Genomic DNA, 13,140 nt, shown 5'->3' on the forward strand with positions numbered 1-13,140 from the left:
ACATGCTCGGGAACGCATACGTAGTGCCCTGAGGTGCGGCACTACAGTGGGTCGGAACACCGGAATGCAGGAAAGCAAGCATCAGCAAGCAGCAGGGAGCGCGTGACGTGCGGCCAGTCGGCAGCAAGTACCTGCTTGAGGAGCCGCTCGGACGCGGCGCCACAGGCACCGTCTGGCGTGCCCGCCAGCGCGAGACCGCGGGCGCCGAGGCGGCCGTGGCGGGCCAGCCCGGGGAAACGGTCGCGATCAAGGTCCTCAAGGAGGAGCTGGCGAGCGACCCGGACATCGTGATGCGCTTCCTGCGTGAGCGCTCCGTCCTGCTCCGCCTCACCCACCCGAACATCGTCCGGGTCCGTGACCTGGTCGTCGAGGGTGATCTGCTGGCGCTGGTCATGGACCTCGTCGACGGCCCCGACCTGCACCGCTACCTGCGCGAGAACGGCCCCTTCACGCCGGTCGCCGCCGCGCTGATGACCGCCCAGATCGCCGACGCGCTCGCCGCGAGCCATGCCGACGGCGTGGTCCACCGCGACCTGAAGCCGGCCAACGTGCTGCTCCAGCAGGTGCAGGGCCAGATGCACCCGATGCTGACCGACTTCGGCATCGCCCGCCTCGCCGACTCCCCGGGCCTGACCCGCACCCACGAGTTCGTCGGCACGCCCGCGTACGTCGCCCCGGAGTCCGCCGAGGGCCGCCCGCAGACCTCCGCCGTCGACGTCTACGGCGCCGGCATCCTGCTGTACGAGCTGGTCACCGGCCGTCCGCCGTTCTCCGGCGGCAGCGCGCTCGAAGTCCTGCACCAGCACCTGAGCGCCGAGCCGCGCCGTCCGTCCACCGTCCCGGACCCGCTGTGGACGGTCATAGAGCGCTGCCTGCGCAAGAGCCCCGAGGAGCGGCCGAGCGCCGAGAACCTCGCGCGCGGTCTGCGGGTCGTCGCCGAGGGCATCGGCGTGCACGCCAACGCCGCCCAGATCGCCGCCGCAGAGGGCGTCGGCGCCCTGCTCGCCCCCGACCCGTCCCCGGCCGCCGTCCCCGGGGTGCCCGGTGCCGCCGACCCCACCCAGGTGCTGCCCACCAACGCACCGCAGGGGGCGTACGACCCCAACGGCGCGACCAGCGTCCTGCCGCACACCGGCGGCCCGGCCGGCGCCGCCGACCCCACCGCCGTCCTGCCGAACACCGGCGCGGCGGACCCGACGGCCGTCCTGCCGCCCATGCCGCAGGGCGCGCCCGGCGGGCAGCCGGACCAGCCGCACCCGTGGCAGACCCAGCTGCGTGCCGCCCGCGACCGCAACGAGCAGACCCAGATCCAGTACCTCGACCCGAACGAGGACCCGCTGCGCCGCCGCCCCCAGCGGCAGGTCGCGCGGCCCCAGCAGCAGCCCCGGCAGGCCCCGCAGGGCCGCCCGCAGCAGCCCCAGCCGCGCGGCCGGCAGCAGCCGCACGCCGGGTACGGCTACCCCCAGCAGCCCCAGCAGTACGCCCCGCCGCAGCAGCCGCAGCGGTACGCGCCGCCCGCCCCGGAGCCGCAGCGGCCCGCGCGCGAGCCGCGGGCACCCCGGCAGCGCAGCGCCAACCCGACGAAGATCCCCGGGCTCGGCTGTCTCAAGGGATGCCTGTTCACGATCGTCATCCTGATCGTGGCGAGCTGGCTGGTCTGGGAGCTGACCCCGCTTCAGGACTGGATCGGCACCGGCAAGGGCTACTGGGACCAGCTGAGCGACTGGGCCGGCAAGGTGGGCCACTGGGCCAAGGAGCTGGGCAAGTCCGTCGGCGGCGGAAACTGACCGGGCGAAGCACCGGAAAACGATCGCTGGTTTAGGGATTTGTCGACATCTGGCGGGTGATTTCCGTCTCCGCGGTGAAGGTTGGCTCGTCCGACGCGTAGTTTTATCGGCAACACGCGTCGGTAGGAGCAGTCTTGGCACGGAAGATCGGCAGCCGGTACACCGCGAACCAGATCCTGGGGCGGGGCAGCGCCGGCACGGTGTGGCTGGGCGAGGGGCCGGAGGGTCCCGTCGCGGTCAAGCTGCTGCGTGAGGACCTCGCCTCCGACCAGGAGCTCGTCGGACGCTTCGTACAGGAACGCACCGCGCTGCTCGGTCTCGAGCACCCGCACATCGTCACCGTGCGGGACCTGGTGGTCGACGGCAACGATCTGGCGCTCGTCATGGACCTGGTCCGGGGCACCGACCTGCGCACCCGTCTCGAACGCGAGCGGCGCCTCGCCCCCGAGGCGGCCGTGGCGATCGTCGCCGACGTCGCCGACGCGCTGGCGGCCGCCCACGCGGCCGGCGTCGTCCACCGGGACGTCAAGCCGGAGAACGTGCTGCTGGACATGCAGGGCCCGCTCGGCCCCGGCGGCGCCCACCCGGCACTGCTCACCGACTTCGGTGTCGCCAAGCTGATCGACTCGCCGAAGCGGACGCGGGCCACGAAGATCATCGGCACCCCGGACTACCTGGCCCCGGAGATCGTCGAGGGCCTGCCGCCGCGGGCCGCCGTGGACATCTACGCGCTGGCCACCGTCCTGTACGAGCTGCTGGCCGGCTTCACGCCCTTCGGCGGCGGTCACCCCGGAGCGGTCCTGCGCCGGCACGTCACCGAGACCGTCGTACCGCTGCCCGGCATCCCCGAGGAGCTGTGGCAGCTGCTCGTGCAGTGCCTGGCCAAGGCGCCCGCCTCCCGGCTGCGCGCCTCGGAGCTGGCGGCGCGGCTGCGGGAGCAGCTGCCGATACTGGCCGGGATGCCGCCGCTGGACGTCGACGAGCCCGACCTGTCGGAGGACCCGGAGGAGGAGCCCGCGCCGGCGTCGCCCGCCGGGGAGGCGCCGGTACGGCGGCGGGGCGCGGTGTCGCTCGTGCCCGGGGCCAGGCCGGACTCCAACCGGGACACGCACACGTCGATGCGGGTGCCCGCCCCGGACGAGCTGGCGGGGGGCGCCCACGGCACCGCCCGCGCTCCGCGGGCCGCCGGTGCGCCCCGGCCGGGCTCGGCCCGGCACAAGGCCGCGGTACGGCGGCGCCGGATCACCCTGGGCGTGGCCGGAGCGGTCCTGGCGGCCGCCGTGGGCGTGGGCGCGTGGTGGGCCTCCGCCGACGGGGACGACGGGGCACCGCGGCCCGCCCACAGCACCTCGGCGCCCTGAGCCGCCAAGGGCTCCGGGCCCGCGGACCGCGCCCGCGGGCGGCCGTCCGCCCCGGTTGTGCCGAGCGGCGGGCCGGGACGCTTGCCGCAGCCGTTACGCTGGAGGCGTGGCAGTCGTCGATGTATCCGAAGAGCTGAAGTCCCTCTCCTCGACCATGGAGTCGATCGAGGCCGTCCTGGACCTCGACCGGCTGAGGGCAGACATCGCCGTGCTCGAGGAGCAGGCGGCCGCGCCGTCCCTGTGGGACAACCCGGAGGAGGCGCAGAAGGTCACCAGCAAGCTCTCCCACCTCCAGGCCGAGGTCAGGAAGGCGGAGACGCTGCGCGGCCGGATCGACGACCTCTCGGTCCTCTTCGAGATGGCCGAGGAGGAGGACGACCCGGACACCCGCGCCGAGGCCGAGTCCGAGCTGGTGTCGGTGCGCAGGGCGCTGGACGAGATGGAGGTCCGGACGCTGCTGAGCGGTGAGTACGACTCCCGCGAGGCACTCGTCAACATCCGCGCCGAGGCCGGTGGCGTCGACGCCGCCGACTTCGCCGAGAAGCTCCAGCGCATGTACCTGCGCTGGGCCGAGCAGCGCGGCTACAAGACCGAGCTCATCGAGACGTCGTACGCGGAAGAGGCCGGCATCAAGTCGACCACCTTCTCCGTGCAGGCTCCGTACGCCTACGGCACCCTCTCCGTCGAGCAGGGCACGCACCGTCTCGTGCGCATCTCGCCCTTCGACAACCAGGGCCGCCGCCAGACCTCGTTCGCGGGTGTGGAAGTGCTTCCCGTCGTCGAGCAGTCCGACCACGTCGAGATCGACGAGTCCGACCTGCGCATCGACGTCTACCGGTCCTCCGGTCCGGGCGGCCAGGGCGTCAACACGACCGACTCCGCGGTCCGCATCACGCACCTCCCGACCGGCATCGTGGTCTCCTGCCAGAACGAGCGGTCGCAGATCCAGAACAAGGCCACCGCGATGAACGTCCTCCAGGCCAAGCTGCTGGAGCGGCGCCGGCAGGAGGAGCAGGCCAAGATGGACGCCCTCAAGGGCGACGGCGGCAACTCCTGGGGCAACCAGATGCGTTCGTACGTGCTGCACCCCTACCAGATGGTCAAGGACCTGCGCACCGAGCACGAGGTGGGCAACCCGGAGGCCGTCTTCAACGGCGAGATCGACGGGTTCCTGGAGGCCGGCATTCGCTGGCGCAAGCAGCAGGAGAAGTAACTTTATCGACAAGACAACTGCCGCCCCAGGGGCGGCAGTTGTCTTATGTCTGGGTTTTACATCACACTCACAGGCTTCAACTCCCGGCAAACGCCCTCCCACTGGACATTGCGCGCGCAACGGCCTTGACGTTGCTTTGAAAAATCGGAAGGGTGAAGCGCGGCATGCGTACTTGAGGGGCGCATGTGAACCGGGGGATCGAGTTGACGCGCACGTCGTCACCCAGCTGCCTCCGTCGATCACGGCAAGCCCCACACGCCGCCTCATTGACGATCAGCTACTGGGGGTAGCAACCATATGACGAAGAAGACGCGGATCCGGGTCGCGCGGATAGCCGCCGGCGCCGTGATCGCGGCCGGTGCGTCGCTCACTGCGGCGGGCGCGGCTTCCGCCCTGGACCTCGATGTCCAGGCGGGCCCCATCCAGATCGGTGTGAGCACCGAAGGCGATGCCGACGGTGGAACGAGCGACGGCGGCACCACCGACGGTGGCACGACCGACGGTGGCAGCATCGTCGGCGTGACCGAGGGTGGCGTCGGCGGCAGCACCACCACCGACGGTGGCACGACCGACGGTGGCACCACGACGGACGGCGGCACGACCACCGACGGTGGCACGACGACCGACGGCGGCACCACGACGGACGGTGGCACCACGACGGACGGTGGTACCACCACCGACGGCGGCACCACGACGGACGGTGGCACCACGACGGACGGTGGCACCACGACGGACGGTGGTACCACCACCGACGGCGGCACCACCACCGACGGCGGCACCACGACCGGTGGTGACGACGGCGGCAACGGCAACTCCGGTGGCAACGGCAACTCGGGCGGCAACGGCAACTCCGGCGGGACCACCGGCTCCACCGGCGGTGGCGACACCACCGGCGGCGAGGAGCCCCAGGGCGGCGGCAACGACAGCGTGCCGCAGGAGGAGGGTTCCTCGACCCTCACCGACACCGGTTCCGACACCACGGCCCAGGGCGGCGACAAGCAGCTCGCCGAGACCGGTGCCGGTCAGACCGCGTTCCTGCTCATCGGCGCCGCGACGATGATCGCCGGGGGCATCGGCTTCCGCTTCCTGCCGCGACTGGCCGGCGGCCGGGGCGGCGCTGCGGCCTGACCGTAGCCGTACGGTCACGCACCGCACGCACACAGCAGAAGGAAGGGCCCGGAGCGCGACGCTCCGGGCCCTTCCGCCGTCTGCGGCTCTCGCGCTACACGGTCTGGTGCGCCAGCAGCGCCACCGCGGCGATCAGCACCGCCAGCAGCGCGATCAGCGCCATCGGGTTCAGACCCGAGGAGAAGCCCTCGTGCTGCAGTCGCTCGCGGTTGGCACGGCACACCGGGCACCGGCCCTCGCTCACGGGCGCCGCGCAATTCGCGCACACCAACCGGTCGTACGTCATGCGCTCGCCCTCCTTGCACCGGCCATCACACACAGAACGTCCACGGGAACGAGAACGTTCCCCCTCCACTGTGCCAGGTTCCCGCGGAGCTCGCGCGGGTCGCCCGCAGAGGAAGCGGTCACACTCGCGGCGCCCGGTACAAAAAGTACAAGTCTTGCCCAACCTCGGCCCGCGACTGCACTTGCACACCTGGTTCGCGTATGGTCACGCTCATCTACCCCCGGCGACCCGTGGTGCATCCGTGATCCGATTCGACAACGTCTCCAAGGTCTACCCCAAGCAGACCCGCCCAGCCCTCCGGGATGTCTCCCTCGAGGTGGAGAAGGGCGAGTTCGTCTTTCTCGTGGGCTCCTCCGGCTCCGGAAAGTCCACCTTCCTGCGGCTCGTCCTCCGCGAGGAGCGGTGCAGCCACGGCCAGGTGCACGTGCTGGGCAAGGACCTCGCGCGGCTGTCCAACTGGAAGGTGCCGCAGATGCGCCGCCAGCTGGGCACGGTCTTCCAGGACTTCCGCCTCCTGCCGAACAAGACGGTCGCCGAGAACGTGGCCTTCGCGCAGGAGGTGATCGGCAAGTCCCGCGGCGAGATCCGCAAGTCCGTGCCGCAGGTGCTCGACCTCGTCGGGCTCGGCGGCAAGGAGGACCGGATGCCGGGCGAGCTGTCCGGTGGTGAGCAGCAGCGCGTGGCGATCGCGCGCGCCTTCGTCAACCGGCCCAAGCTGCTCATCGCCGACGAGCCCACCGGCAACCTCGACCCCCAGACCTCCGTCGGCATCATGAAGCTGCTCGACCGGATCAACCGGACGGGCACCACCGTCATCATGGCGACGCACGACCAGAACATCGTGGACCAGATGCGCAAACGCGTCATCGAGCTGGAGAAGGGCCGCCTCGTCCGTGACCAGGCCCGCGGCGTCTACGGCTACCAGCACTAAGCAAGTTCACGACGGAAAGGCTTGACCAGACGCCATGCGCGCCCAGTTCGTCCTGTCGGAGATCGGTGTGGGTCTCCGCCGCAACCTGACGATGACCTTCGCCGTCATCGTCTCCGTAGCCCTCTCCCTGGCGCTCTTCGGCGGCTCGCTGCTGATGAGCGATCAGGTCAGCACCATGAAGGGCTACTGGTACGACAAGGTCAACGTCTCGATCTTCCTGTGCAACAAGCACGACGCGGAGTCGGACGTCAACTGTGCCAAGGGTGCGGTCACCGCGGACCAGAAGAAGCAGATCCTCGCCGACCTGGACAAGATGCCGGTCGTCGACAAGGTCAACTACGAGTCCCAGGACCAGGCTTACAAGCACTACAAGGAGCAGTTCGGGAACTCCCCGCTGGCCGGCACGCTCACGCCGGACCAGATGCAGGAGTCGTACCGGATCAAGCTCAAGGACCCGCAGAAGTACCAGGTGATCGCGTCCGCGTTCAACGGGCGTGACGGCGTGCAGTCGGTGCAGGACCAGAAGGGCATCCTGGACAACCTCTTCCAGCTGCTGAACCTGATGAACCGGGCGGCGCTCGGCGTGATGGCGCTGATGCTGCTCGTCGCGTTGCTGCTGATCGTCAACACCGTGCGCGTCTCGGCGTTCAGCCGCCGGCGTGAGACCGGGATCATGCGCCTGGTCGGCGCCTCGGGCTTCTACATCCAGGCGCCGTTCATCGCCGAGGCGGCCGTCGCCGGTCTCATCGGCGGCAGCCTCGCCTGCGTCTTCCTGGTGGCCGGCCGGTACTTCACGATCGACCACGGCATGGCCCTGTCCACCAAGCTCACCCTCATCAACTTCGTGGGCTGGGACTCGGTGTTGACCAAGCTGCCGCTGATCCTCGCCACGAGTGTGCTGATGCCGTCGCTGGCGGCGTTCTTCGCGCTGCGCAAGTACCTCAAGGTGTGACGCATCCCAAGAGGGCCGTACGCGCATCGGCGCGTACGGCCCTTCGCGTTGTCCTAGACTCACCGCCATGTCAGGTCGTGACCTGTTCTGTCAGCCCCGTCGCACCCGCCGCGGGGCCGCCCTGACATTGGTCTTCGCCGGCGTGCTGGTCGCCGGCGCCGCCACCGGCTCCTTCCCGGAGTCCGGGCACCCCGCGCCCAAGGCCGCCCCGGGCCCGGTGGGGGACGCCACCCGGCACGAGACCGTGCGGCGGGCCGCCGCCGAGGCGATGGCCGACGGAAAGTCCCCGACGGAGGCCGCCGAGCGGGCCGTCAGCCGCAGCGGGGACCGGTGGGGCGCGGTCTATTCCGAGGGCGAGTACCAGGAGTTCCAGGAGGCCCTCGACGGCCGGTACACCGGCGTCGGCCTGTGGGCCCGGCGCGAGCGGGACGGCCGGATCGAGGTGACGAGGGTGCAGCCCGGCTCGCCCGCGGCCGCCGCCGGCGTCCGCGGGGGCGACCGGCTGCGCAGCGTCGACGGCCGCCGGGTCGACGGCCGGCCGGTCACCGAGGTGCTCTCCTTACTCCGCGGCGACGCGAAGGACGCCGCGGCCGGCACGGCGGTCACCCTCGGTCTGGCGCGCGGCACGCGCGCGTGGACCGAGACGCTGCACCGGGCACGGCTGTCCACCGACTCCGTGACCGAGCGCAGACTGCCCGGCGGGGTCACCGTGGTCCGGATCGCCGCCTTCACCAAGGGAGCCGCCGGGGCCGTCCGCGCGGCCCTGCGCGACGCCCCGGCGGACGCGGGCGTCGTCCTCGACCTGCGCGGCAACTCCGGCGGCCTGGTCACCGAGGCCGTGCACACCGCCTCCGCCTTCCTCGACGGCGGCCTGGTGGCCACCTACGACGTCGACGGCGCCCAGCGCGCCCTGCACGCCGACGCCGGCGGCGACACCGACCGGCCCCTGGTCGCCCTCGTGGACGGCGGCACCATGAGCGCGGCCGAACTGCTCACCGGCGCCCTCCAGGACCGGGGCCGCGCGGTGGTGATCGGCTCCCGCACCTTCGGCAAGGGCTCGGTCCAGATGCCGACGACCCTCCCCGACGGCTCGGTGGCCGAGCTGACCGTCGGCCACTACCGCACCCCGTCCGGGCGCTCGGTCGACGGCCGGGGCATCACCCCCGACCTGGAGGCGGGCCCCGAGGCGCTGCGGCGGGCCGAGACGGTCCTCACCGGCCTGGGCGATCCCTCGTAGCCGCCGTTAATGCACTTCCCCCGCACCCCCTCCGTGGTGCGAAAATGGGCCGCACTATGAGCAAGGGAATGTACGTACCCAAGGAGTCCCAGCCCAAGCAGGGCGGAGGGGCCGCGAAGGCGGCCAAGGACGGCAAGCGCAAGATCGTCGCGCAGAACAAGAAGGCCCGGCACGACTACGCGATCATCGACACGTACGAGGCCGGGATCGTGCTGACCGGTACCGAGGTGAAGTCGCTGCGCCAGGGACGCGCCTCGCTGACCGACGGCTTCGTGCAGATCGACGGGAACGAGGCATGGCTGCACAACGCCCACATCCCGGAGTACAGCCAGGGCACCTGGACCAACCACTCCGTGCGCCGCAAGCGCAAGCTGCTCCTGCACCGCGAGGAGATCGACAAGCTGGAGACCAAGTCCCAGGAGACGGGTCACACGATCGTGCCCCTCGCCCTGTACTTCAAGGACGGCCGGGCCAAGGCCGAGATCGCCCTCGCCCGGGGCAAGAAGGAGTACGACAAGCGCCAGACCCTGCGGGAGAAGCAGGACCGGCGGGAGTCGGACCGCGCGATCGCGGCGGCCAAGCGCAAGCAGCGGGGCGTCTGACCCGCCCGCCGGGAATGGGCTGGCACCCGCGTGCGTTGGTCACGTACGATGGGAGTGCACTCCACAGAGGGTGCGCACCCCCTCTCCGGAGGGGATTGAAAAAACAACATGGGGATGATCGGTTTCGACAGCGGCTGTCGAAGCAGGGGAAGCGTGTCGAGGAAGCGGCCATGATCTCGTAAACCACAGGCCGAAACAAATAATCGCCAACACCAAGCGCGATTCCTTCGCCCTCGCTGCCTAAGTAGCGACTTGCGAAGTGTCAGCCCGGGGCTGTTCCCGACCCGGATCCTGGCATCAGCTAGGGGACTAAACCTTGATCCCGGTCACGGGGTGAAGAGGGAAATCAAACAGTGACTGAGCCCGTCGGCGACTTGTTCGCGTGATCGCCGGGGCTGAGAAAAGCACAGCGAACTGCGCACGGAGAAGCCCTGTTTCTGCACCGGTGGACGCGGGTTCGATTCCCGCCATCTCCACGATCGGGGAGGCTCGCGAGCCTCCTCAACCCATGTGGGCAATGGCCCCGTCGCCTCCGGGCGGCGGGGCCTTTGTCATGGGCGGTGCCGGGCGCCGGAAAAGGCTGCCCCATCTCTTCATGTTCATGGCATGATCCGCGTGCATGTCTCCCTCCTTCCGCCCTTCCTTCCGCACGTAGGGGCCCTGTCATGTTCCTGCTCCGTCTCCTGCCGCCGCTGCCGCGCGAGATCAGCCTCGCGGCCGTCGGGCTGGTCTTCGGGCTGTTCCTCGCCGTCATGGGCTCCCTGCACGGGTTCCGCGAGGTCACCGGCATGGCCGGCACCGTCCGCATCACGAGTTGCGAGCGGGCCACCGGCGACTGGGGCGACCTGTGGGACGACGGCTGGGCGTGCGCCGGCCGCTTCGAGTCCGACGACCACAGTGTGCGCATCGAGGACGTCGCCCTCGACGGCATCCTCGACAAGCTCCCCGACACCACCGTGGCCGCCCTCGTCGACGGCCCGAACGCCCGCACCGCTCTCCCGGACTCCTCCGGCGGCTGGAAGTGGCCCGCCCTCACCGGCGTCGTCATCCTCGCCTTCACCGCGTGGCGCATCCGCACCGTCCGCCACATGCTGAAGCTGCGCCGGATCACCGCCCGCATCGCCGCGGCCCCGGCGGCCTGACCCGCGGCACCAGGGGCCCCGTCCGCGGCCGGGGACCGGCCTCAGGGGGTCCGGCGCAGTGAACGTGCGCCGCGGGCCGCCGAGTCGATGAGCAGGGCGAGGCAGGCCGCGGCGGCCGGGACCAGGAACGTGGCCGCGGGGGAGAGGTGTTCGGCCGCCCAGCCGCCCAGCGCCGAACCACCGGCCACCCCGGCGAGCAGCCCGGTCACCACCAGGCTCATGCCCTCGTTGAGCCGGTCCGGCGGAGTACGCCCCTGCACCAGCGTCATCGCCGTCACCATGGTCGGCGCGGTCGCCATCCCCGCCACCAGCAGCGACCCCGCCAGCACCGGCAGGGAACCGGCCAGCGTCGCGGACAGCCACGGCAGGGTCATCAGCACGGCCATCGCCGCCAGACACCGGGTCAGGCCGAGCCCGGCCGGCTTCAACGCCCCGTACACCAGGCCCGCCGCGCACGAGCCCGCCGCCTGGAGGGCGAGCACCGCGCCCGCCGCGGCCCGGTGCCCCTGCGCGTCGGCGTAGGCGATCGTGACGACCTCCATCGAGCCGAACACCGCGCCCGTGGCCGTGAAGCAGGCCAGCAGCGGCGGGATGCCGGGGCTGCGCAGCGGTGACGGCGCCTTCGAACGGGCCAGGGGCGGCGGCTCGGTCGCCCGCTGCGCGGTGAAGAGCCCCATGCCGGTCAGCAGCAGCACCGCACCGGCGAGCGTGCCCGCCTCCGGGAAGAACGTGCCGGTCAGAAAGGACGCGAGAACCGGCCCCAGCATGAAGCACAGTTCGTCGGCGGCCTGCTCGAAGGAGTTCGCGGTGTGCAGCGCGGCCGGGTCGTCCCGGAGCAGGTGCGCCCACCGGGCGCGGGACAGACCACCGGTGTTGGGGGTCGCCGCCGTGGCCGCGTAAGCGGCGAACAGCGTCCAGTCGGGAGCGCCGTAGCGCACGCACAGCAGCAGCGCCATGCTGCCGAGCACGGCGACGAGCGTGGCCGGCACGGCCACCCGCGCCTGCCCGTGCCGGTCGACGAGCCGGGCCGTCCAGGGGCCGGCCAGCGCGGTCGCGGCGAGCCCGGTGGCGGTGACGGCACCGGCGAGGGCGTACGAGCCCCGGGACCCGGCGATCATCACGACGGCGCTCACGGAGAACATGCCCATCGGAAGCCGGGCGAGGAGGTTGCCGGTGGTGAAGGCGCGGGCGCCCGGAAGGGAGAACAGACGGCGGTAGCCGACTCTCGGGGGTGCTGCGGCCGGTGTCCGCCCGGCCTCGGTGGTCTGTTGCGGCATGGCTCCACGGTCACCCGCGGTGGATCACCCGGTCCAACACCTTCTCGGCGCCGATTGACGCACCTGTGTTGTAAGTTCGCCGCCATGTCCGCGCCCGCTCACATAGACCCCCGCCTGCTGCGCGCCTTCGTCGCCGTCGCAGAGGAACTCCACTTCACCCGGGCCGCCGCCCGCCTCTACATCGCCCAGCAGGCGCTCAGCCGGGACGTACGGCGGCTGGAGCAGGAGCTGGGCGTGGAGCTGTTCGTGCGGACCACCCGGCAGGTGACCCCGACCGCCGACGGCGAGCGACTGCTGCCGCACGCGCGGCGGGTGCTCGCCGCCCAGGACGACCTGCTCGCCGCGTTCGGACAGGCCCGCCCGCTGCTCGTGGACCTCAACTCACCGGGTCTGGCCACCGGCCGCCGCGTGCTGCACCGGGCGCGGGAACTCGCCCCGGACTGCGAGCTGATGGCCCGTTACGAGAGCGGCCTCACCGGAGCGGCCGCCGAACTGCTGGCGGGCCGGCTGGACGCCTCCTTCGGTCGTTGGGCCGGCCTGGAACCGGCCCTGCGGTCCGGTCTGGAGCAGCAGCCGGTGCGCTACGAGCCGATGGCCGTCGTCCTGCCCGAGGAGCATCCGCTCGCGGGCCTGCCCCGGGTGCCGGTCGCCGCGCTCGCCGGGGAGCAGGTGTACGCCGGTGCCGGGAACCCGCGCACCCGCGAGTGGACCGATCTGGCCCGTCGCCTCTTCGAGGGACACGGCATCCGGCTCGCCTCACCCCTTCCGCTGGCCGTCGGGGACGAGGAGTTCGTGCGGATCATGGCCAAGACCCGTAACCCGGTCCTGGCCGTGGTGGACTTTCCGGCCATGCCCGGAACGGTTCGCCGGCCCCTCGTCGATCCGGTGCCGCTCTCGCCCGTCTCCCTGGTCTGGCGGAAGGGGCTGGTCCACCCGGGACTGGACGCGCTGCGCAGGGCGGCGGCCGAGCTCGCGGAGGCGGAACAGTGGCTGCGACGGCCCGAGGACGGATGGATTCCGGCCATTGATGATGGTGTGATGAGCGTCCAAAGGTGACACGTGGCGAACACGACTCCCCCGCGTGCGCTACATTCATGGCCCGGGCACATTGTGGTAAAGGGGGCGCTCGGGCCGGGTGGGGGCCTGGTTCGGTCGACGGGTGCGCGGGTCATGAGCGCTTCCGGAACAGTCCCGTGGGGGGATGTGCGCACGTGAAAGAGTGGC

At 71.4% G+C, this 13,140-nt stretch carries 12 protein-coding genes and 1 other RNA gene; 11 read left to right on the forward strand and 2 right to left on the reverse strand.

Annotated features, from left to right (window positions below):
- The first annotated feature begins 107 nt into the window (after positions 1-107).
- From BLW57_RS23660 to BLW57_RS23675, 4 genes are all read left to right on the forward strand, one after another.
- Entirely contained in the window at positions 108-1,787 is a 1,680-nt protein-coding gene (locus BLW57_RS23660) for a serine/threonine-protein kinase (protein ID WP_093477258.1), read from the forward strand.
- 134 nt (positions 1,788-1,921) lie between these two features.
- The gene (locus tag BLW57_RS23665; protein WP_093477261.1) at positions 1,922-3,148 is read left to right on the forward strand and encodes a serine/threonine-protein kinase; all 1,227 of its coding nucleotides are present in this window, start codon (positions 1,922-1,924) and stop codon (positions 3,146-3,148) included.
- A 106-nt stretch (positions 3,149-3,254) separates the two neighbouring features.
- Positions 3,255-4,361 (forward strand): peptide chain release factor 2, encoded by a 1,107-nt coding sequence (prfB, locus tag BLW57_RS23670; protein ID WP_073900164.1) that lies wholly within the window; start codon positions 3,255-3,257, stop codon positions 4,359-4,361.
- A gap of 297 nt (positions 4,362-4,658) precedes the next feature.
- Positions 4,659-5,489: a hypothetical protein gene (locus BLW57_RS23675; RefSeq protein WP_093477262.1), complete on the forward strand. Its 831-nt coding sequence runs from the start codon at positions 4,659-4,661 to the stop codon at positions 5,487-5,489.
- Positions 5,490-5,583: 94 nt separating this feature from the next.
- Here BLW57_RS23675 and BLW57_RS23680 read toward each other — a convergent pair whose 3' ends face one another.
- A complete protein-coding gene (locus BLW57_RS23680) occupies positions 5,584-5,775 on the reverse strand; it encodes a hypothetical protein (protein WP_093477264.1) in 192 nt (63 codons plus the stop codon).
- A 241-nt stretch (positions 5,776-6,016) separates the two neighbouring features.
- On the opposite strand from BLW57_RS23680, the gene ftsE reads away from it, so the two are divergent.
- The 6 genes from ftsE (at position 6,017) to BLW57_RS23710 (ending at position 10,639) form a co-directional block, all read left to right on the forward strand.
- Entirely contained in the window at positions 6,017-6,706 is a 690-nt protein-coding gene (gene ftsE / locus BLW57_RS23685) for a cell division ATP-binding protein FtsE (RefSeq protein ID WP_031159396.1), read from the forward strand.
- 34 nt (positions 6,707-6,740) lie between these two features.
- Entirely contained in the window at positions 6,741-7,658 is a 918-nt protein-coding gene (gene ftsX, locus BLW57_RS23690; protein ID WP_093477265.1) for a permease-like cell division protein FtsX, read from the forward strand.
- Between the two features lie 67 nt (positions 7,659-7,725).
- Entirely contained in the window at positions 7,726-8,895 is a 1,170-nt protein-coding gene (locus BLW57_RS23695; RefSeq protein WP_176985697.1) for a S41 family peptidase, read from the forward strand.
- 56 nt (positions 8,896-8,951) lie between these two features.
- Complete coding sequence (gene smpB, locus BLW57_RS23700; RefSeq protein WP_093477271.1) at positions 8,952-9,497, forward strand: SsrA-binding protein SmpB; 546 nt, start codon at positions 8,952-8,954, stop codon at positions 9,495-9,497.
- Positions 9,498-9,607: 110 nt separating this feature from the next.
- Positions 9,608-9,976, forward strand: a transfer-messenger RNA (tmRNA) gene (gene ssrA / locus BLW57_RS23705).
- A gap of 186 nt (positions 9,977-10,162) precedes the next feature.
- Positions 10,163-10,639, forward strand: a complete 477-nt coding sequence (locus tag BLW57_RS23710) for a hypothetical protein (RefSeq protein WP_093477273.1) — start codon at positions 10,163-10,165, stop codon at positions 10,637-10,639.
- A gap of 41 nt (positions 10,640-10,680) precedes the next feature.
- Here the strand turns inward: BLW57_RS23710 and BLW57_RS23715 are convergent, their stop codons facing one another.
- The gene (locus BLW57_RS23715; protein WP_256339564.1) at positions 10,681-11,916 is read right to left on the reverse strand and encodes an MFS transporter; all 1,236 of its coding nucleotides are present in this window, start codon (positions 11,914-11,916) and stop codon (positions 10,681-10,683) included.
- Positions 11,917-12,000: 84 nt separating this feature from the next.
- Between BLW57_RS23715 and BLW57_RS23720 the strand changes: the two genes are divergently transcribed.
- Complete coding sequence (locus BLW57_RS23720) at positions 12,001-12,972, forward strand: LysR family transcriptional regulator (RefSeq protein WP_093477275.1); 972 nt, start codon at positions 12,001-12,003, stop codon at positions 12,970-12,972.
- The last annotated feature ends 168 nt before the right edge of the window (positions 12,973-13,140 follow it).

The sequence above is a fragment of the Streptomyces sp. 1222.5 genome, assembly GCF_900105245.1.
Lineage (GTDB): Bacteria > Actinomycetota > Actinomycetes > Streptomycetales > Streptomycetaceae > Streptomyces > Streptomyces albidocamelliae.

What these genes read in the sequence shown, in the direction of transcription:
- BLW57_RS23675 (WP_093477262.1), top strand. Translation starts at nt 4,659, where the DNA reads ATGACGAAGAAGACGCGGATCCGGGTCGCGCGGATAGCCGCCGGCGCC.
- BLW57_RS23680 (WP_093477264.1), bottom strand. Translation starts at nt 5,775, where the DNA reads ATGACGTACGACCGGTTGGTGTGCGCGAATTGCGCGGCGCCCGTGAGC.
- ftsX (WP_093477265.1), top strand. Translation starts at nt 6,741, where the DNA reads ATGCGCGCCCAGTTCGTCCTGTCGGAGATCGGTGTGGGTCTCCGCCGC.
- BLW57_RS23695 (WP_176985697.1), top strand. Translation starts at nt 7,726, where the DNA reads ATGTCAGGTCGTGACCTGTTCTGTCAGCCCCGTCGCACCCGCCGCGGG.
- smpB (WP_093477271.1), top strand. Translation starts at nt 8,952, where the DNA reads ATGAGCAAGGGAATGTACGTACCCAAGGAGTCCCAGCCCAAGCAGGGC.
- BLW57_RS23710 (WP_093477273.1), top strand. Translation starts at nt 10,163, where the DNA reads ATGTTCCTGCTCCGTCTCCTGCCGCCGCTGCCGCGCGAGATCAGCCTC.
- BLW57_RS23715 (WP_256339564.1), bottom strand. Translation starts at nt 11,916, where the DNA reads ATGCCGCAACAGACCACCGAGGCCGGGCGGACACCGGCCGCAGCACCC.
- BLW57_RS23720 (WP_093477275.1), top strand. Translation starts at nt 12,001, where the DNA reads ATGTCCGCGCCCGCTCACATAGACCCCCGCCTGCTGCGCGCCTTCGTC.